General features: G+C 42.9%; 17 protein-coding genes and 8 tRNA genes. 20 read left to right on the forward strand and 5 right to left on the reverse strand.

What is annotated here, in order from left to right; translation table 11 throughout:
* Window positions 1–128 precede the first annotated feature (128 nt).
* The 8 genes from LIR34_RS15655 to LIR34_RS15690 all read left to right on the forward strand — a co-directional run bounded on the left by LIR34_RS15655 (window position 129) and on the right by LIR34_RS15690 (window position 1,205).
* Window positions 129–202: transfer RNA gene (locus tag LIR34_RS15655), tRNA-Asp, on the forward strand.
* 37 nt (window positions 203–239) lie between these two features.
* Window positions 240–312: transfer RNA gene (locus LIR34_RS15660), tRNA-Val, on the forward strand.
* A gap of 10 nt (window positions 313–322) precedes the next feature.
* Window positions 323–404 (forward strand) — tRNA-Tyr (locus LIR34_RS15665).
* Between the two features lie 21 nt (window positions 405–425).
* Window positions 426–498 (forward strand) — tRNA-Thr (locus LIR34_RS15670).
* A gap of 17 nt (window positions 499–515) precedes the next feature.
* Window positions 516–589: transfer RNA gene (locus LIR34_RS15675), tRNA-Met, on the forward strand.
* Between the two features lie 4 nt (window positions 590–593).
* Window positions 594–666, forward strand: a tRNA-Phe gene (locus LIR34_RS15680).
* 42 nt (window positions 667–708) lie between these two features.
* Window positions 709–781, forward strand: a tRNA-Lys gene (locus LIR34_RS15685).
* Between the two features lie 136 nt (window positions 782–917).
* Window positions 918–1,205 carry a hypothetical protein gene (locus tag LIR34_RS15690; RefSeq protein ID WP_173903209.1) on the forward strand — a complete coding sequence of 96 codons (288 nt, stop codon included), beginning with the start codon at window positions 918–920 and terminating at the stop codon, window positions 1,203–1,205.
* A gap of 29 nt (window positions 1,206–1,234) precedes the next feature.
* Here LIR34_RS15690 and LIR34_RS15695 read toward each other — a convergent pair whose 3' ends face one another.
* Window positions 1,235–2,437: a metallophosphoesterase gene (locus LIR34_RS15695; RefSeq protein ID WP_173903208.1), complete on the reverse strand. Its 1,203-nt coding sequence runs from the start codon at window positions 2,435–2,437 to the stop codon at window positions 1,235–1,237.
* A 128-nt stretch (window positions 2,438–2,565) separates the two neighbouring features.
* Here LIR34_RS15695 and LIR34_RS15700 point away from each other — a divergent pair, with 128 nt between their 5' ends.
* The 3 genes from LIR34_RS15700 (at window position 2,566) to LIR34_RS15710 (ending at window position 4,848) form a co-directional block, all read left to right on the forward strand.
* Window positions 2,566–3,402 carry a SpoIID/LytB domain-containing protein gene (locus LIR34_RS15700; protein ID WP_173903207.1) on the forward strand — a complete coding sequence of 279 codons (837 nt, stop codon included), beginning with the start codon at window positions 2,566–2,568 and terminating at the stop codon, window positions 3,400–3,402.
* Between the two features lie 77 nt (window positions 3,403–3,479).
* On the forward strand, window positions 3,480–4,298 hold the full coding sequence (locus LIR34_RS15705; protein ID WP_173903206.1) for a M23 family metallopeptidase: 819 nt from the start codon (window positions 3,480–3,482) through the stop codon (window positions 4,296–4,298).
* A gap of 307 nt (window positions 4,299–4,605) precedes the next feature.
* On the forward strand, window positions 4,606–4,848 hold the full coding sequence (locus LIR34_RS15710) for a GIY-YIG nuclease family protein (RefSeq protein ID WP_161284833.1): 243 nt from the start codon (window positions 4,606–4,608) through the stop codon (window positions 4,846–4,848).
* 49 nt (window positions 4,849–4,897) lie between these two features.
* Here LIR34_RS15710 and trhA read toward each other — a convergent pair whose 3' ends face one another.
* The gene (trhA, locus tag LIR34_RS15715) at window positions 4,898–5,569 is read right to left on the reverse strand and encodes a PAQR family membrane homeostasis protein TrhA (RefSeq protein ID WP_161284832.1); all 672 of its coding nucleotides are present in this window, start codon (window positions 5,567–5,569) and stop codon (window positions 4,898–4,900) included.
* 292 nt (window positions 5,570–5,861) lie between these two features.
* On the opposite strand from trhA, the gene LIR34_RS15720 reads away from it, so the two are divergent.
* On the forward strand, window positions 5,862–6,410 hold the full coding sequence (locus tag LIR34_RS15720) for a stage V sporulation T C-terminal domain-containing protein (RefSeq protein WP_173903205.1): 549 nt from the start codon (window positions 5,862–5,864) through the stop codon (window positions 6,408–6,410).
* A 45-nt stretch (window positions 6,411–6,455) separates the two neighbouring features.
* On the opposite strand, the gene LIR34_RS15725 is transcribed toward LIR34_RS15720, so the two are convergent.
* Window positions 6,456–7,487, reverse strand: coding sequence for a 3-deoxy-7-phosphoheptulonate synthase (locus LIR34_RS15725; protein ID WP_173903204.1), 1,032 nt, complete (start codon window positions 7,485–7,487; stop codon window positions 6,456–6,458).
* A gap of 171 nt (window positions 7,488–7,658) precedes the next feature.
* Window positions 7,659–9,122: a nicotinate phosphoribosyltransferase gene (locus LIR34_RS15730; protein ID WP_173903203.1), complete on the reverse strand. Its 1,464-nt coding sequence runs from the start codon at window positions 9,120–9,122 to the stop codon at window positions 7,659–7,661.
* A gap of 241 nt (window positions 9,123–9,363) precedes the next feature.
* Here LIR34_RS15730 and LIR34_RS15735 point away from each other — a divergent pair.
* Window positions 9,364–9,435: transfer RNA gene (locus LIR34_RS15735), tRNA-Gln, on the forward strand.
* Window positions 9,436–9,448: 13 nt separating this feature from the next.
* Here LIR34_RS15735 and LIR34_RS15740 read toward each other — a convergent pair.
* Entirely contained in the window at window positions 9,449–10,063 is a 615-nt protein-coding gene (locus tag LIR34_RS15740; protein WP_173903202.1) for a GNAT family N-acetyltransferase, read from the reverse strand.
* A gap of 189 nt (window positions 10,064–10,252) precedes the next feature.
* Between LIR34_RS15740 and LIR34_RS15745 the strand changes: the two genes are divergently transcribed.
* The 7 genes from LIR34_RS15745 to LIR34_RS15775 all read left to right on the forward strand — a co-directional run bounded on the left by LIR34_RS15745 (window position 10,253) and on the right by LIR34_RS15775 (window position 18,658).
* Window positions 10,253–10,960: an acyl-[acyl-carrier-protein] thioesterase gene (locus tag LIR34_RS15745; RefSeq protein WP_173903201.1), complete on the forward strand. Its 708-nt coding sequence runs from the start codon at window positions 10,253–10,255 to the stop codon at window positions 10,958–10,960.
* 18 nt (window positions 10,961–10,978) lie between these two features.
* Entirely contained in the window at window positions 10,979–11,821 is an 843-nt protein-coding gene (locus tag LIR34_RS15750; protein WP_173903200.1) for a CvfB family protein, read from the forward strand.
* A 20-nt stretch (window positions 11,822–11,841) separates the two neighbouring features.
* Complete coding sequence (locus tag LIR34_RS15755; RefSeq protein ID WP_173903199.1) at window positions 11,842–15,309, forward strand: DNA polymerase III subunit alpha; 3,468 nt, start codon at window positions 11,842–11,844, stop codon at window positions 15,307–15,309.
* A gap of 88 nt (window positions 15,310–15,397) precedes the next feature.
* On the forward strand, window positions 15,398–16,387 hold the full coding sequence (gene pfkA, locus LIR34_RS15760) for a 6-phosphofructokinase (protein WP_161284825.1): 990 nt from the start codon (window positions 15,398–15,400) through the stop codon (window positions 16,385–16,387).
* A gap of 65 nt (window positions 16,388–16,452) precedes the next feature.
* Entirely contained in the window at window positions 16,453–17,229 is a 777-nt protein-coding gene (locus LIR34_RS15765; protein ID WP_173903198.1) for a TrmH family RNA methyltransferase, read from the forward strand.
* Window positions 17,230–17,268: 39 nt separating this feature from the next.
* Window positions 17,269–17,712 carry an NfeD family protein gene (locus LIR34_RS15770; RefSeq protein WP_330585478.1) on the forward strand — a complete coding sequence of 148 codons (444 nt, stop codon included), beginning with the start codon at window positions 17,269–17,271 and terminating at the stop codon, window positions 17,710–17,712.
* A 1-nt stretch (window position 17,713) separates the two neighbouring features.
* Window positions 17,714–18,658: an SPFH domain-containing protein gene (locus LIR34_RS15775; RefSeq protein ID WP_173903197.1), complete on the forward strand. Its 945-nt coding sequence runs from the start codon at window positions 17,714–17,716 to the stop codon at window positions 18,656–18,658.
* Window positions 18,659–18,667: the final 9 nt, after the last annotated feature.

The following is an 18,667-nucleotide window of genomic DNA, read 5'->3' on the forward strand; positions in this document are numbered from 1 at the left end:
CGTATGGAGCTGACTGCTACTAATAGGGTGAGGGCTTGACCAACAAGCTTGGTTATGATATAATTGCTTAGTCAACATGTATGTAGTTTTGAAGATGTGATAATCTTCTATAGCAAAGAAATTTGCAAGGCCCAGTGGCTCAGTTGGTTAGAGCGCCGCCCTGTCACGGCGGAGGTCGTGAGTTCGAGTCTCATCTGGGTCGTTGCATACCGAAAGGTATGTACGATAATTGAATATGTGGGATCTTAGCTCAGCTGGGAGAGCATCTGCCTTACAAGCAGAGGGTCATAGGTTCGAGCCCTATAGGTCCCATATACATTAAGGGTGGATTCCCGAGTGGCCAAAGGGGGCAGACTGTAAATCTGTTGGCACCGCCTTCGAAGGTTCGAATCCTTCTCCACCCACTAAGCCTTATCATTGGCTAAGCCGATGTGGCTCAATTGGCAGAGCAGCTGATTTGTAATCAGCAGGTTATCGGTTCGAGTCCGATCATCGGCTTTTAATTTCATAATTATCGCGGGGTGGAGCAGTCTGGAAGCTCGTCGGGCTCATAACCCGAAGGTCACAGGTTCAAATCCTGTTCCCGCTATTTTGCCCAGATAGCTCAGTTGGTAGAGCAGAGGACTGAAAATCCTCGTGTCGCTGGTTCGATTCCGGCTCTGGGCATTTGCTTTGCAAGATAGTTGCAAGGCAACAAAAACTGCATATGGGATATTAGCTCAGTTGGTAGAGCACTTGACTTTTAATCAAGTTGTCCGGGGTTCGAATCCCCGATGTCTCATGATTAAGGATACTGTCTTAAACAGTATCCTTTTTTTTGTTCTTTTTAAGTTTGACTGCGCATATATTATAGTACATGCGTAGTAGTGGGAAGTGCGCAGTCCCAATTCCTCTGCATGGAAGAAAAGGAGGGCCTTATGAAGAAAATAAGAGAAAGTTTTCATAGGATTGCTGCTGCTGTGTTTTGCCTTATTATGAGCATGAAGGCAGGATTATTTCCAGGTGTGGGACAGGCTGTGATGGCAGGCACAGAAAATAAAAAGTATGTGTCGGGAATGCCTTATTATGCGGCGGGAAATATAACTGCTTCTTTTATGTATAGAATATTATTCAGGGGAAATTACGTTATAAAGAAAGTCTTTTTCTGGCTTAAAGGGCCGGGTGACAGAAGTGGGGCATTATTAAAAATACCGCTTCTCTGTTAAATAACAGCAAAGCGGTATGAAGGCTGATGTCAGGAATTTGAAAAGGTCAGATTGATTGTACAGATTTCACTGTCGGTGCCAACTCTCATGGCTGGTCCCCAGACACCGGATCCGGAAGTTACAATGTTATGCATATATCCTTTTTGGAGATATCCACAGGGATTTTCCCAGAGAAATTTAACCGTAAAGTTTCCTGGAAATGTCTGCCCATCATGAGTATGTCCGCAGAGATCAAGGTCAACACCTGCATCAGCAATATCCTGAAGTTCTTTTGGCTGATGATCAATAACTATAATTGTCTTATCCTTGTCCAGCTTTTGAGTAAGCTGGGCAGGGGTTTTTCTTTTTTCTTCTATTTTTTCGATCAGAGAGGCATCTTTTCGTCCGACTACATAAAAGCTGTTGTCGATAAGGACAGCTTCATCTTCCAGAAGTTGAATATTGCTGTTTTGGAGAAAAAGTTTCATGCGAGGATCCTTCAACTGTTTGGAATCTTCTTTTTTATGTTTGAAGGTGAAACCTGCAAGGATAGGCTCATTCAGATCATGATTTCCCCAACATGCGTAAACACCATATTTTGATCTTATGGTACGCAGGATTTCTGATATTTTTTCAGGTTCGCGGACAGCGTCATATTCATTATCAAAAATATCACCTGCGATACATACAAGATCCGGCTGTTGTTCATTGATCTTATCAACGATCTCCTGAGCATGTACGGCACCGGAGTTATAGCCAAAATGTGTATCAGCTAACAGGACTATTTTGAGGGAATCCATGTCAGGTGCCGATTTATCGACTGTAATTTTGTACGGCGTTACTTTGATATGTTTGGCATGATAAATTCCTGAAAAACTGATTATAATAACGATACAGATACAACACGCGCCAACTGCAGCAAATACGATCCTGGACTGGATCCAGGAGGCATGTACGGCATACTTCAGAATTAATCTTACGACATCGATGGAAAAAAGCACCATGAGTATATACATAAAAATTCCAAGAAAATAGTTACTGGTAATTTTGAGGATTCTGTGCAGAAAAGCAGGTTTCCGGATAAGAAATCCTGTGAGAGGCGTCAATGCAATCAAAGTATAAATCACTGTCAGTATAATTCGAAAAATTCTGGATTGAAACAGATGATGGCAGTTTCCAATCCACAGATAGCCCCATCGGAGTACATAGATATTGAGCAGAATATAAATCGGTGCAAGAAAAATTGCAAGCATAAGATCCCTCCGTTCGACTTGAATTGATTTATACATTATAGTATGAATGGAATTTCATGTCAAAATGGATAAAACATAAAATATTAAAGAAAACATATATTAGGATAAAACCTTGTTGGATGAATATCATGAAAAGAAAAAGAGTATTTAATCTGTCAAGTATAGGTCTGATTTTGCTGCTTCCATATGTTTTGGTGGGTATGGTGAATGGTAGTGAAAGAATCCTGATGAACTACAGACCGGATATGGAAATGTACCTGGCAGCAATCCTTTCCTGTCAGATTTCATCAGGATATGAGCTACAGACAATCGAAGCACAGGCTGTTATAGCAAGAAGTAATCTTACAAGAAAACTTGAGGAGAAAGAAAATATAACAGAATTTTTGAGGGAAACGGGAATGGGGATTAAGAGTCAGTGGAAATGGTGGATAGAGAATGAAATTTATGAGAAGGCTGTGGAAAACACAAAGGGGAAAATTATTCTGGTTGATGGAGATTTAAAATTGGTTCCGTATCATGAGATCAGTGCAGGTGTAACCAGGGATGGGCAGGATGTTTTTGGAAATTCAGAGTATAAATATCTGAAATCCGTGGACAGCAGTGCGGATAAAAATTCGCCGGACTATTTCAGCAGTACATATATTTCAAAGAGTCAGCTTCCGGATGAACTGAAAATAAAAGAAAGAGATTCAGCAGGTTATGTTTTGAGCCTTGAGGCAGACGACAAAATTCTTGAGGGAGAAGCGTTTGCATTGGGAATGGGACTTGCGTCCTCAGATTTTTCTATTCAGAAAACAGGTAAAAAAGTCCGATTTCTGTGCAGAGGAAAAGGACATGGGCTGGGATTTTCTCAGTATGGCGGAAATGAACTTGCAAAAAATGGAAGTTCATGGAAAGAAATTCTGGAGGAATATTTTCCGGAGATGGATATAAGTACCTGTAATCTGACTGTCGGAGAAAAATAGTATCAGATCTGAATAATATATCATATTTCGGGAATGCTATAATTACAGAAATGATTATTAGCAGAGGTGAATGGAATATGACAAAAAACAGAATCGTAAAGTATGTTGCAAATACTGCTCTTTTGGCTGTTCTTGCAGCGGCTGGTATCGGTGCGTATCAGATTGGTACTTATACGCCGGAAAAGAAACTTCAGGAAGAGATTCCATCGGATGCGGAGAAAGATTCCGAAGAGATATCGATGGTAGATGTGGATGCCAGTCTGGTGGACTCAGAAATTTCTGACACAATGCAAAATAAGAATACGGAAGAGGAACTGGGTACATCGGAGAAAGAAGAAAGTCTGGACACTCAAATGGACAGTATGCAGACAAATATGGAAACAAAGGCTTCGGGTACAGAAAAGAATACCGATACTTCTCTGCCGGTGCAGGAAGAGGTCAAAGATGTCTCGGCTGGGGCAGTAAACACAGCAAAACTTAATTTCTCAGAGGATACCTTGATGGAATGGCCGGTACATGGAAATATTCTTCTGGATTATAATATGGATCAGACGGTATATTTTCCGACGCTGGATCAATACAAATTAAGTCCTGCAATTGCAGTTCAGGCTGCAGAAGGAGCACCAGTCACAGCGGCAGCGCGGGGAACCGTGTATTCCATTGAAGAAAATCCACAGACAGGAACTACTCTGACAATGGAGCTTGGAGGCGGATATCAGGCAGTTTACGGACAGCTGAAAGACCTTTGTGTGGAAGAAGGCGACACGATAGAAGAGGGAAGCGTGCTGGGATATATCAATGAAACAACAAAATATTACAGTAAAGAGGGAAGTAATCTTTATTTTGCAATGAAGAAAGATGGTAAACCGATCGATCCGATCGCTTATCTTCCCTGATCTGTTCACAAGAAATAAAATGCAGCGTATAATAAAGCAGGTGGGAATGAAAGTTTGCAGTCGATATTCTCCTACCTGCTTTTTAAATGTCTGTGAAAATATCTTCAGGGTTTTGGTGTTCCGGAAGGATTGTCAGGAGACAAACGGATGAAGTACAGATTTGAATCGGCTGCTTTTTATATAGATTCATAGTAACTGTCTGACAGCACTAAAACAATCAGGATGGCTGGTTGGGTCTGAAGGACAGTTATCCTTACATAAATATTAAGATGAGTTCTATTCATGAATTACGGAAGAGGAGAAGATTATGAATTATACATATATGGTTCAGTGTGCGGATGGGAGCTTGTATACAGGGTGGACAAACTGTCTGTCCAAGCGTCTGAAAGCTCATAATGAGAGTAAGTCAGGAGCAAAATATACCAGAACAAAAAGACCGGTAAAACTGGTTTATTATGAAGGATATGAGACAAAAGAAGAGGCAATGGGAAGAGAATATGCGATCAAGCAGCTGACAAGGAAAGAAAAGCTGCAGCTTATAGAGTTCTGATAGAGATAAAAACCATTAACTGTTCACAGCAACAAAAACTACCCTGCCGTTAAAATGGCAGGGTAGAGACGAAACAATACATGAGAATAAAATGGCAGGCACTTCCAAGCATAATAAAAACATGGAAAACTTCATGAGAGCCAAAATTCTTATGTCTGGAATTAAAAAGCGGAAGTTTTAAACTATAGATGATACCGCCTATTGTATAAATGATGCCTCCGGCGAGAAGCCATCGAAATCCTGCTTTTGGAAGTGAATGGAAGATCGGGACAAATGCCAGTACACAAAGCCATCCCATTCCAATATAAAGGACTGAAGAGAGCCACTTCGGACAGGTGATCCAGAATCCCTTGAACAGAATTCCAAGGATAGCAATGCTCCATACAAGACCACAGAGGATATATCCAAGGCGGTTATGAAGGGCAATGAGGCAGATCGGCGTGTAACTTCCTGCAATCATGACAAAGATCATCATGTGATCCATCTTGCGGAGCCTGCGGTTAACTTTCTCACTGGAATCTACAGAGTGATAAATGGTGCTGGCTGTATAAAGAAGAATCATTGTAAGAATAAAAACTGCCAGAGCAGCAATGTGTAAAGGTGCCTCTGTGCTTTCGCCAGAAGCGGCCTTGAGAAGAAGTGGCGCAGCTCCGGCAATTGCAAGTAATCCCGCAACGCCATGAGTGATCGCACTCCAGGGATCTTTTAATTTAAGCTTCATAATAAACACCTCCGTGTAAATAATCAAAAACCAATAACGTAGTAATCAAAACTACATATCAAGTATATTGAAACTATAGCACAAAAAATCATAAATGTGAAGAGTAAATTATAAAAATTTGCAATTATTCAGAAGGTAATATTCCGCGAGGTGTTTTGCCATGTTTCTGCCAGAATCCCATATGAAGTCTCAGGTGAATTCGACTTAAAGTACATAATTCTCCTGTTTTTCCATATAATAACCATACAGTGAAATAAGGTAAATAAAAAACAGCAGGAGGAACATGACGTATATGAAAGCTACAGGAATCGTTCGCCGCATAGATGATCTTGGAAGAGTAGTGATCCCAAAAGAAATACGACGGACATTGAGGATTAAAGAGGGAACACCCATGGAGATTTTTACCGACAGGGAAGGTGAGATCATTCTGAAGAAATATTCTCCAATCGGTGAACTGAGTATTTTTGCAAAGGAATACGTGGAAGCTCTGGCACAGACTACCGGGATGGTAGCGTGTATTACAGATCATGATCAGGTGGTGGCTGCCTCGGGGCATGGAAGCCGGGAATATGAAGGAAAAACGATCAGCAGTGAACTGGACAGAGTCATCGCGGATCGAGAAGCGAAGTGCTATTATGGAGAAGAAAAAGGAAAGATTTCACTGATCCAGAATCAAAAAGAAAATAAAGCAGGATTGATCGTTCAACCAATCATCTGTGCAGGGGATGCCATTGGATCGGTTGCATTAGTTGGAAAGAGTAATGGAGAAAAGCTTGGAAATCCGGAGAGAATGCTTGTACAGACAGCAGCAGGATTTCTGGGACGGCAGATGGAACAATAAAAATACCGGAGATTCTTCGAGTCGAAAAAGAATCTCCGGTGTTTTTTAGCATTTTTCAGCGATTTCGTACAGAAGACGTTCGGTATCCTCCCAGCCAAGGCATGGGTCAGTGATGGAGCATCCAGGAGTCATATGGTCACTGATTTCCTGGCGGCCTTCAAGAAGATAACTCTCTATCATAACGCCCTTAACAAGCTTATGAAGTTCCGGACAGCAGTTACGGCTGTGAAGAACTTCGTTTACAATACGAATCTGTTCCTTATATTTTTTGTTGGAATTAGAATGATTTGCATCTATAACAACAGCCGGATTCTTGAGCTCTTTCTGGCTGTACAGATTATAGAGACGAATCAGATCCTCATAATGGTAATTCGGGATGGCCTGTCCATACTGATTGACACCTCCGCGGAGGATGGTATGTGCCAGATCGTTTCCGGATGTCTCAACATCACAACCGCGATAGATGAAATGATGCGGATGCTGGGCAGCAGTAACGGAATTCAGCATAACAGAGAGATCACCGCTGGTCGGATTCTTCATACCAACCGGTATATCCATTCCGCTGGCGGTAAGACGATGTTGCTGGTTTTCGACAGAACGTGCACCGACTGCTTCATAGGAGAGGATATCATCGAGGTAACTTCTGTTTTCCGGGTAAAGCATTTCATCAGCAGAGGAAAGTCCTGTTTCCTGCATTACGCGCATATGCATCTTGCGAATTGCGATGATTCCGGCAAGAAGATCCGGTGCCTTGTCCGGATCCGGCTGATGAAGCATTCCCTTGTAGCCGTCTCCTGTAGTACGTGGTTTATTGGTATAAACACGAGGAATAATCATTAACTTATCGGAAACCTTGTCAGAAACCTTCTTGAGACGACGAACATATTCACAGACAGTATCTTCATTGTCTGCGGAACAAGGGCCTACAAGAACAACAAACTTATCAGATTCACCGGTAAAGATGCGACGGATCTCCTCATCGCGACGCTGTTTTACGGCCTTTAATTCAGGGCTGAGCGGATATTCGTTTTTAAGAACTTCAGGAAGAGGAAGTTCATGATTGATTTTCATTGACATTATGTAGTTCCTCCAGTATGTATATGACACTCAAAGAGCAAGTGTCTTTTAATCTAGCACAGTATAACACGTTATGAAAAGAAAATCTAGCAAATTAATGCGTTAAACTGCAAAAATCCCATGCAGATTTAAAAAATGAAAAACTGCATGGGTGATGTTGGATATAAGGTATCAGTCAAGAGACTTTTCGCTCATTTCTTCAAGAAGATTTTTCTTGATATCGTATAATTTCTGGGAAAGATCCACATATACCTTCTGAGGATTTACCAGTCGGCGAGACTCATCCCAGAGAGTATTCTGTTCTTTCTGGCAGTATTCGCGGAGTTCCATAACCTCAGGAGAAGTATAAACACGTTTGCCCTCGCGGATGACCGGGATCAGAAGTTCGCGGAGTTCATAGGTACCACCGAGGACCTTGGTCTTTTTCCAGGTATCAATAGGATCGAAGATGATCATAGTTTCTTCTGGATCAAAAACTTCATCTGCCATACAGATAAGATCTGCTTTGATCTTGCCTGTGGATTTACTGTAGATTCGATAAACAGTTTTATTTCCAGGATTGGTGACTTTTTCTGTATTTTCGGAAAGCTTGATCTTTGGTGTAAAAGTAGAGCTTCCGGAATCTTTTACTGCAGCAAGCTTGTATACACCGCCGAAAGCAGGGTTATCCTTGCTGGTGATCAGGTTGGTTCCGACACCCCAGGAATTGATTTTGGCATCCTGGGTCTTAAGGCTGTCGATCAGGTACTCATCCAGATCACTGGAAGCAGAGATCGTTGCATCGTCAAATCCGGCAGCAGCAAGCATTTTGTAGGCTTCCTTGGAAAGATACGCAAGGTCACCACTGTCAATACGGATTCCGTAGTGGGTAAGTTTCACACCTTCCTCTCGCATCTCTTCAAAGACGCGGATTGCATTTGGGACACCGGATTTGAGGACATCATAGGTGTCGACCAGAAGCGTACAGGAATTTGGATACATTCTGGCATAGGTCTTAAATGCAGTGTATTCATCCGGGAAACTCATGATCCAGCTGTGTGCGTGTGTGCCAAGTACGGGAACGTTGAACATCTGGCCTGTAAGTACATTGGAGGTGCCGGCACATCCGCCGATCACAGCGGCGCGTGCACCATAAATACCGGCATCAGGTCCCTGTGCACGGCGAAGACCAAATTCCATGATTCCATCTCCTCGCGCTGCGTAGCAGACACGGGCTGCCTTGGTAGCAATAAGACTCTGATGATTGATGATGTTCAGGATCGCAGTCTCAACAAGCTGTGCTTCCATGATAGGTGCAATGACCTTAACAAGCGGTTCTCTTGGAAATACGACAGTTCCCTCAGGGATTGCATAAATATCACCGGTAAAATGAAAGCCGCTCAGATATTCCAGAAAATCTTCTTCAAAAATATGAAGACTTCTGAGGTAATCGATGTCTTCCGGGCTGAAATGAAGATTTTCGATATACTCGATCATCTGTTCCAGACCTGCAGTAATTGCGAAACTGCCTCCGCACGGGTTGACACGATAAAACATATCAAAGATAACGGTCTGGTTGGTTGGGTTCTTGAAATAACCCTGCATCATTGTTAACTCATACAGATCAGTAAGCAGGGTCAGATTGGTTGCTCTCATAAAGTTTCTCCTCTTATTTAGACAAATAAATCACAGATGCCGAATGCAAAGGCATCCTGTATCAAAAGGTATTCCTATTATAGCATTATTTTACACGATCAGCACTAAGATTTTACATAAACAGTAATGTCAAAAAAAAAATAAAAAAAATTAAAAAAAGGGGTTGATTTTTTTGGAACACTGTAATATAATAACATTCGTCGCGAGCGATAAGAAATAAAAAACGCAAGCGAATGAATGAAGGGCTATCGCCAAACGGTAAGGCAACGGACTCTGACTCCGTCATTTCAAGGTTCGAATCCTTGTAGCCCTGCTTCTTAAGCACCTCAGATGAGGTGCTTTTTTTTGTTTTGTTGACGGCAAGATTCAAGAAGTTCTTTGAAGGTGAGAGGTGCGGGCTGATCCTTTCGATGTTCACCTATCTGTTTTTCCATCCAGACCATATTATACCAGGTATGAAATTTATATCCGCACTGGTAAAATTCTCCGACCAGACGATATCCCATATGTGTATGAAATTCAATACTGTTGTTGTCCAGATGTGGATCTTCTTTTGAAGTACAGGCGATGCAGGCATTCATGTTGAGAATTCCCTGAGCCTGCAGAGTGTGCTCCAGAGCGTCATGCAGAAGGCGGCCGATCCCCGTATGTCTCTGAGTCTGGTCTACATAGATGGACGTCTCAACAGCCCAGTCGTAAGCAGCACGTTCATGGAATGGACCGGCATAGGCATAACCGAGAATTTTATTCTGCTGTTCAGCGACAAGGTAAGGATATTTTTGGAGAGTGCGTCGAATCCTTCCGGCAAACTCTTCTGTTGACGGGACGGTATATTCGAAGGTGATGGCGGTATTGACTATGTAGGGAGCATAGATATTAAGAAGTGCAGGAGCGTCCGATTCTCTGGCTGTACGGATCGTGATTTCAGTATGAGCTGACATAAAAGATACCTCCATGATAAAATTTTTATCATGATTATAGCACTTCAGGAAGAAAATAACAGAAAAAAATGTGTTGTTCTGACAGTTGCAAATGAAATCGGGAAATGGTAAAGTTTACTGAGAAATAGATGATGACAGAAAATCGGATAAGCTGTCCAAAACAGCAGAAGAAGTGAAAGCGGGGTATATATGGCATATAGTTTCAGCGGAAGAGTCCGCTATAGTGAAATTGGAGAAAATGGCTTACTGACTTTGCCTGGAATCCTGAATTATTTTCAGGACTGCAGTACTTTTCAGTCAGAAGAGTCAGGTCTGGGAATAGAAGTTCTTAAGGAATGGAAAAGGTTCTGGGTATTATCAGCATGGCAGGTGATCGTAGAGAGATACCCATGTCTTGGAGAGAATATAAGAACTTCTACATGGGCATATGCTTTCAGGAGTTTTCTTGGAATGCGTAATTTCTGTATGGAAACAGAGGATGGAGAACGTATTGCCTATGCGAATACCTACTGGACTTATATCAATGCGGAAAATGGACTTCCGGTTAAACTGACAGAGCGCGATACAGCAGGCTATGAAATGGAAGAAAAACTGGATATGGATTATGCACCCCGTAAGATTATTCTTCCGGGCGAATATGAGCAGCAGGAAGCTTTTGCAGTACAGAAACATCATCTGGATACCAACCATCATGTAAATAATTGTCAGTATATTCAGATGGCAATGGATTATCTGCCGGCGGATTTTAAAATCCATCAAATGCGTGCAGAATATAAACAGCAGGCGAGACTTTATGATGTGATCTGTCCGGCAAAAGCCGAAGAGGATATAAGAACAACCATTCTTCTGAATGATCAGAAGGGTGAGCCATATGCAGTTGTCGAATTTGAAAAGTAAAAAATATCGGAGGATTTTATGATTGAATTAGGAAAAAAACAGACACTTCAGGTAGTGAAAACAGTAGATTTTGGTGTGTATCTGGCAGAGGATATGAACGCGGATACAAAGCATCAGGTACTGCTTCCGGCAAAGCAGGTTCCGGCGGGGACCAAAGTTGGTGATAAACTGGAGGTTTTTATTTATAAGGATTCACAGGATCGAATGATCGCTACAACAAATGAGCCACGTCTTACAGTTGGCGAAACGGGGCTTCTCAGAGTAAAACAGGTAACGAAAATCGGTGCATTTCTTGACTGGGGCCTGGAAAAAGATCTGCTTCTGCCATATCATGAGCAGACAACAAGAATTTTTGAAGGACAGGAATGTCTGGTTGCTGTTTATGTAGATAAGAGCAGCAGACTCTGCGCAACAATGAAGGTGTATCCGTACCTTTCAAAGGAGACACCTTATAAAGAAGGTGATCGTGTGAAGGGCAGAGTTTATCAGCTCAGCGATAATTTCGGTGTTTTTGTTGCAGTAGATAATAAATATTCTGCGCTGATCCCGGCGAGAGAGGCAAAGGGAAAATATCGTCCTGGAACAGTTCTGGATCTTCGTGTGACCAAGGTCAAAGAAGATGGCAAAATGGATGTCAGTGACAGAGAGGAAGCTTATATTCAGATCAATGAAGATGCAGAAAGTGTATTCAGCATCATTGAAGAGTTTGCCGGAGTGCTGCCGTTTGATGATAAAGCTTCACCGGAAGTTATCAAAAGAGAGTTTGGACTGAGTAAAAATGCATTTAAACGTGCAGTGGGCCATCTTCTTAAGGAAGGCAAGATTGAAATCAAAGACCGTCGTATCTACATTGTAAAATGATATAGTAAAGGATAAAGGGTATGAATTTTACACATCTTCATGTTCATACGGAATACAGTCTTCTGGATGGATCAAATAAGATCCAGGAATATGTGAACAGAGTGAAAGAACTGGGCATGGACAGTGCCGCGATCACGGATCATGGAGTAATGTATGGAGTGATCGATTTTTATCGTGCAGCAAGAGCAGCCGGAATCAATCCTGTTCTTGGATGTGAAGTCTATGTGGCACCGGGGTCTCGCTTTGACCGTGAGATAGGAAGCGGGGATGACCGTTATTATCATCTGGTTCTTCTTGCAGAAAATAATCAAGGTTATGCGAATCTGATGAAGATTGTTTCGAAGAGTTTTGTGGAAGGCTTCTATTATAAGCCGCGAGTGGATCTGCAGCTTCTTGAGAAATACCATGAAGGTCTGATCGCATTAAGTGCATGCCTTGCAGGCGAAGTGGCACGTTATCTCACCAGGGGAATGTATGAGGATGCAAAAGCTGCCGCACTGCGATATCAGGATATTTTTGGAAAGGGAAACTTTTTCCTGGAACTGCAGGATCATGGGATACCGGAGCAGCAGAATGTGAACCAGCAGCTTCTCAAAATGCATCGTGAGACAGGCATTGAGCTGGTCGCAACAAATGATGTCCATTATACGCTGGCAGAGGATGCACAGCCGCATGATGTATTGCTGTGTCTTCAGACGGGAAAGAAACTGTCTGATGAAAACAGAATGCGTTACGACGGAGGTCAGTATTATGTAAAATCTCCGGAAGAGATGGAGCGGCTTTTTCCTTATGCGACAGAGGCACTGGAGAATACACATAAGATTGCTCAGCGATGTCATGTAGAGATTGAATTTGGTGTCACAAAACTGCCTAAATTTGATGTTCCGCAGGGATACACCTCCTGGGAATATCTGAATGAGCTGTGTTTTAAAGGGTTAGAAGAACGTTATCAGCCGGTTACAGAAGAATTGAAAGAACGTCTGAATTATGAGCTTTCCACGATCAAAAATATGGGATATGTGGACTACTTTCTGATTGTATGGGATTTTATCCGGTATGCACGGGATCATGATATTATGGTAGGTCCGGGACGTGGATCCGCAGCGGGAAGCCTGGTTGCCTACACGCTTGGAATTACACAGCTGGATCCTATTCGGTATGATCTTCTGTTTGAACGTTTCCTGAATCCGGAACGAGTTTCCATGCCTGATATTGATGTGGATTTCTGTTTTGAAAGAAGACAGGAAGTTATTGATTATGTCAGACGGAAATACGGTGATGACTGTGTGGTTCAGATTGTTACTTTTGGTACGCTGGCAGCTCGTGGTGTTATCCGTGATGTGGGGCGGGTGATGGATCTTCCTTATGCACAGGTAGATACGATCGCCAAGATGATTCCACAGGAGTTGAATATCACGATCGATAAAGCTCTCAAGATGAATCCGGAATTAAAGAAAAGCTATGAAGAGCAGCCGGAAATCCATGATCTGATCGATACAGCCAGAAGACTGGAGGGACTGCCCCGGCATACTTCCATGCATGCTGCCGGTGTTGTGATCAGTCAGAAGGATGTTTCTGAATATGTACCGCTTTCAAGGGCACAGGATGGTTCTATTGTTACGCAGTTTACAATGACAACTCTGGAAGAACTGGGACTTCTCAAGATGGACTTTCTGGGACTTCGTACACTGACAGTCATTCAGAATGCGGTACATCTGATAGAGCAGGATACAGGCGTGCACCTGGATATGCAGAAGATTGATTATAACGACAAAAAGGTTCTTGATTCACTGGGAACCGGTCGTTCGGATGGTGTGTTCCAGCTGGAAAGTGCCGGTATGAAGAACTTCATGAAAGAACTGAAGCCACAGAGCCTTGAGGACGTTATTGCGGGAATTTCTCTGTATCGTCCGGGACCGATGGATTTTATCCCGCAGTATATCCGTGGTAAGAACCATCCGGATACGATCCAGTATGACTGTCCGCAGCTGGAGCCGATCCTGAAACCGACGTATGGTTGTATTGTATATCAGGAGCAGGTTATGCAGATTGTCCGAAGCCTTGCAGGTTATACTCTGGGACGAAGCGACCTGGTTCGTCGTGCAATGTCCAAGAAAAAAGCTTCCGTGATGGAAAAAGAGCGTCAGAATTTTGTTTATGGAAATGAGCAGGAGGGAGTACCGGGCTGCATTGCCAACGGAATTGATGAGCAGACTGCAAATAAAATCTATGATGATATGACCGATTTTGCAAAGTATGCGTTTAATAAATCACATGCAGCAGCATATGCGGTGGTTTCTTATCAGACTGCATTTCTGAAATATTATTATCCGGTGGAATTTATGGCAGCACTTATGACCTCTGTTATAGAAATGCCGAACAAGGTGGCTGAGTATATTCAGGTCTGCCGTCAGATGGGAATCAGTATTTTGCCGCCGGATGTAAACTGTGGGATTTATGGATTTTCTGTCGACCATGGTGCGATCCGTTATGGACTTTCTGCGATCAAGAGTGTGGGACGGCCGGTTATCAATGCACTGGTTGAAGAGAGAGAGAAAAATGGAACTTATCGTTCGCTGAAGGATTTTATTGAGAGGCTTACAGGAACGGTAAATAAGCGTGCGATCGAGAACTTTATCAAGGCCGGTGCACTTGATTGTCTGGAAGGGAACCGCCGTCAGAAGATGAACGTTTACGGACAGATCGTGGACAGTATCGCACAGGAAAAGAAGAATTCTTTTGCAGGACAGATGAGTCTTTTTGATCTGGTCAGTGAAGAGGACAAAAAGGAATTTGAGATTCGTATGCCGAATGTCGGCGAATATGATAAAGAAATGCTTCTGGCTTTTGAAAAAGAAGTTCTTGGAATCTATCTGAGTGGACATCCTCTGGAAGGCTACCGCAGTATTATGGATAAGATGATCTCTGCAAAAACAACAGATTTTCAGCCGGATGAAGAAAGTGGACGCCCGAAGGTATATGATGGTCAGAAAGTCATCATAGGTGGAATGATCACGGAGAGAACCATCAAATATACGAGAAATAATAAAGTTATGGCATTTCTGACAGTGGAAGATCTTGTGGGAACGGTAGAAGTGGTTGTTTTTCCGCGTGATTACGAGAAATGGCAGACCCTGATCACGGATGATGCCAGAGTATTTATTCAGGGACGTGTCAATGCAGAAGACGACCGGCCGAGTAAGATGATCCTCGAGAAAGTTCACTCTTTTGAGGATATCCCGAAAGAGGTATGGATACAGTTCAGGGATAAAGCAGAGTACAGTGCGGCAGAAGCGGAACTTCAGAGTTTTCTTAAGGATGTGCCAGGAACTTCGGCAGTTGTCATATATCTCAAAGATGTCAAAGCAATGAAGCGGCTTCCGGCAGGATTCCGTATGCAAATCAATGAAGAATCGCTGGATGAACTAAAGAAAAAATATGGGGAATCCAACGTTAAACTTGTGGAAAGAGTATTGAAAAACTTCTAAAAATGCTTTACACTATACAACGAATATGTGTAGAACAGATAACTAAGATTTCCTATTATATGGAAATCTGGAGATGGAGGAAAGAATCATGGCAGAGAAACAGATAAAAACCATCGGTGTGCTCACAAGCGGAGGTGATGCTCCGGGAATGAACGCTGCGATTCGTGCAGTTGTAAGAAGAGGTCTCAGCAGTGGACTTAATGTCAAAGGTATTTATAAGGGATACAATGGTCTTCTGAACGAAGAAATTGTTGATATGACTGCCAGAGACGTATCTGATACGATCGAACGAGGCGGTACAATTCTTTACACAGCAAGATGTGCTGAGTTCCGTACAGTGGAAGGTCAGGAGAGAGGTGCTGAAATCTGCAGAAAACATGGAATCGACGGACTGGTAGTAATCGGTGGAGACGGTTCTTTTGCAGGTGCGCAGAAACTGGCTAATCTTGGTATTAATACAATTGGTGTTCCTGGTACTATCGACCTGGATATTGCCTGCACAGAGTATACAATTGGATTTGATACAGCAGTAAATACAGCTATGGAAGCAATTGACAAGGTTCGTGATACTTCTACCTCTCATGAGAGATGCAGTATTATTGAGGTTATGGGACGTAACGCAGGATATCTTGCTATGTGGTGTGGTATTGCAAACGGTGCAGAGGATGTTCTGATTCCTGAGAAATATGACTATGATGAGCAGAAGCTGATCAACAATATTATTGCAAGCCGTAAAGCAGGAAAGAAACATCATATCATTGTTAATGCAGAGGGTATTGGACATTCTGAGGCAATGGCAAGACGTATCGAGGCTGCTACAGGTATCGAGACTCGTGCAACAATTCTTGGTCACATGCAGCGTGGCGGTAATCCGACATGTAAAGACCGTGTATATGCGTCCATGATGGGAGCTCTTGCAGTAGATCTTCTGAAAGAAGGAAAATCCTGTCGAGTTGTAGGATATCGTCATGGTGAGTTCATGGACTTCGATATCAATGAAGCTCTGGCTATGCAGAAAGACGTATCTCCATATATGTGGGAGGTATGTAATTCTCTTTCTCACAATTACAATAAATAATAAATGCGTATTTTTAAGCGGAGGCCACCGTCAGGCGGTCTCCGTTTCAGATTAAAGGAGAGCTTATGATTACCAGTGCACAGAATACACAGGTTAAAAACATCATAAAATTAAATCAGAAGGCGAAGGCCAGGAGGGAACAGAAACTTTTTGTGGCGGAAGGCAGAAAGATGTTTCTGGAAGCCCCGGAGAATCTGATCGACAGGATTTATGTGGCAGAGTCTATGCTTGAAGATGAAGAAGTCATGCAGAAAGTCCATAGATTTTCGTGGGAAGCGGTAGAGAACAGTGTTTTCAGACAGATGTGTGATACACAGACTCCGCAGGGAATTCTTACAGTTCTCAGACAGCCGTCTTATCAGATGGAGGATCTTCTCAAAGAAAAAAATCCGCTGATCATGGTTCTGGAGGATCTTCAGGATCCCGGCAATGCCGGAACGATCATAAGAACCGGTGAAGGTGCAGGAGTCAGCGGTGTTTTTCTTACAAAGACCTGTGTGGATATCACGAATCCTAAGGTGATCCGTGCAACTATGGGTTCTGTGTACAGAATTCCTTTTTTATATGTGGAAGATGTGGTATCATTAAAGCAGCAGCTTCAGGACAGGGGAATCCGGTTTTTTGCCGCACATTTACAGGGGAAAAATTCTTACGACAGGGAAGACTATAGAGGTGGAACTGCATTTCTTATCGGAAATGAAGGTAAGGGTCTTACCGAACAGGCAGCAGAGGCAGCAGACTGTCTGATCCGGATCCCAATGTGCGGGCAGGTGGAATCTCTCAATGCAGCAATGGCTGCCGGAATCCTGATGTATGAAGCTTCAAGGCAGCGTAGAAATTAAATGTAGAGGCTGTATTGCTTTTATAGCCGGAAGGAGGATATGATGGATCCTTTACTGTGGCTTGTGATTCTGGCAATTTTTCTGATCATAGAGGCAGTGACGGTAGGTCTTGTGACGGTCTGGTTTGCAGGTGGAGCATTGCTTGCGGCGATTGCTTCAGCGGCAGGTGCAGACATCATAGTACAGTGGATATTGTTTCTGATTGTATCACTGATACTATTGATTTTTACTAGGCCGCTTGCTGTCAGGTATATGAAACGGGGAGTTACCAGAACAAATGTGAATAGTCTGATCGGAAAAAGGGCTGTTGTCATCCAGAAGATTGACAATCTGTCTCAGATGGGGCAGGTCCGGATCAACGATATCGAGTGGATGGCAAGGACGGAATCCGATGAGGAGACAATTCCGGAGAAATCAGTAGTAGAAATTGAAGCAGTTCAAGGTGTAAAACTGATTGTAAAAAAATGTAAGGAGGAATTGTAGTATGGGTGGATTTGTTTTTTTGGTTGTTATTATCGCAATCGTCCTTTGGGTACTGGCATCCTGTATCCGTATTGTGCCGCAGGCATATGCGATAGTAGTAGAACGACTGGGCGCTTATAAGGAAACCTGGAATACAGGAATTCACTTTAAGACACCGTTTATTGACCGTGTTGCAAGAAGAGTCAATCTGAAAGAACAGGTAGTGGATTTTCCACCACAGCCGGTTATCACCAAGGATAATGTAACTATGCAGATTGATACCGTAGTGTTTTTCCAGATCACAGATCCGAAATTATTTGCTTATGGTGTGGAGAATCCGATCATGGCGATCGAGAACCTTTCTGCAACAACGCTGCGAAATATCATCGGTGATATGGAACTTGATGAGACACTGACTTCTCGTGAGACCATCAATACCAAAATGCGAGCTTCGCTGGATGTGGCAACAGATCCATGGGGAATTAAGGTAAATCGTGTAGAACTTAAGAATATCATTCCACCGGCAGCAATCCAGGAAGCTATGGAGAAGCAGATGAAAGCGGAACGTGAGAGACGAGAAGCAATCCTTCGTGCAGAAGGAGAGAAGAAATCCACGATCCTTGTTGCTGAGGGACATAAGGAATCTGCAATTCTGGATGCAGAGGCAGAGAAACAGGCTGCGATCCTTCGTGCAGAAGCAGAAAAAGAGAAGATGATCAAGGAAGCAGAAGGTCAGGCAGAAGCAGTTCTTAAGGTTCAGAAAGCAAATGCCGAGGGAATCCGTATGATCCGTGAAGCAGGTGCAGATCAGGCAGTCCTTACTCTGAAGAGTCTGGAGGCCTTTATGAAGGCAGCAGATGGTAAAGCAACCAAGATCATTATTCCGTCTGAAATTCAGGGTATGGCAGGACTTGCATCTTCCCTTAAAGAGATCATTACAGAGGAACCAAAATCTAAAGAAGAATGATAACAAGAA

Origin of the sequence: Blautia sp. MSK17_66, assembly GCF_020538025.1 — a bacterium.
Lineage (GTDB): Bacteria > Bacillota > Clostridia > Lachnospirales > Lachnospiraceae > Blautia_A.

Bases quoted from the DNA above. Each gene is read 5' to 3' on its own strand.
- LIR34_RS15695 (WP_173903208.1), bottom strand. From the start codon at position 2,437: ATGCTTGCAATTTTTCTTGCACCGATTTATATTCTGCTCAATATCTAT.
- LIR34_RS15705 (WP_173903206.1), top strand. From the start codon at position 3,480: ATGACAAAAAACAGAATCGTAAAGTATGTTGCAAATACTGCTCTTTTG.
- LIR34_RS15765 (WP_173903198.1), top strand. From the start codon at position 16,453: ATGATTACCAGTGCACAGAATACACAGGTTAAAAACATCATAAAATTA.
- LIR34_RS15720 (WP_173903205.1), top strand. From the start codon at position 5,862: ATGAAAGCTACAGGAATCGTTCGCCGCATAGATGATCTTGGAAGAGTA.
- LIR34_RS15755 (WP_173903199.1), top strand. From the start codon at position 11,842: ATGAATTTTACACATCTTCATGTTCATACGGAATACAGTCTTCTGGAT.
- LIR34_RS15710 (WP_161284833.1), top strand. From the start codon at position 4,606: ATGAATTATACATATATGGTTCAGTGTGCGGATGGGAGCTTGTATACA.
- LIR34_RS15770 (WP_330585478.1), top strand. From the start codon at position 17,269: ATGATGGATCCTTTACTGTGGCTTGTGATTCTGGCAATTTTTCTGATC.
- LIR34_RS15690 (WP_173903209.1), top strand. From the start codon at position 918: ATGAAGAAAATAAGAGAAAGTTTTCATAGGATTGCTGCTGCTGTGTTT.
- LIR34_RS15775 (WP_173903197.1), top strand. From the start codon at position 17,714: ATGGGTGGATTTGTTTTTTTGGTTGTTATTATCGCAATCGTCCTTTGG.
- LIR34_RS15725 (WP_173903204.1), bottom strand. From the start codon at position 7,487: ATGTCAATGAAAATCAATCATGAACTTCCTCTTCCTGAAGTTCTTAAA.
- trhA (WP_161284832.1), bottom strand. From the start codon at position 5,569: ATGAAGCTTAAATTAAAAGATCCCTGGAGTGCGATCACTCATGGCGTT.
- LIR34_RS15750 (WP_173903200.1), top strand. From the start codon at position 10,979: ATGATTGAATTAGGAAAAAAACAGACACTTCAGGTAGTGAAAACAGTA.
- pfkA (WP_161284825.1), top strand. From the start codon at position 15,398: ATGGCAGAGAAACAGATAAAAACCATCGGTGTGCTCACAAGCGGAGGT.
- LIR34_RS15740 (WP_173903202.1), bottom strand. From the start codon at position 10,063: ATGTCAGCTCATACTGAAATCACGATCCGTACAGCCAGAGAATCGGAC.
- LIR34_RS15700 (WP_173903207.1), top strand. From the start codon at position 2,566: ATGAAAAGAAAAAGAGTATTTAATCTGTCAAGTATAGGTCTGATTTTG.
- LIR34_RS15745 (WP_173903201.1), top strand. From the start codon at position 10,253: ATGGCATATAGTTTCAGCGGAAGAGTCCGCTATAGTGAAATTGGAGAA.
- LIR34_RS15730 (WP_173903203.1), bottom strand. From the start codon at position 9,122: ATGAGAGCAACCAATCTGACCCTGCTTACTGATCTGTATGAGTTAACA.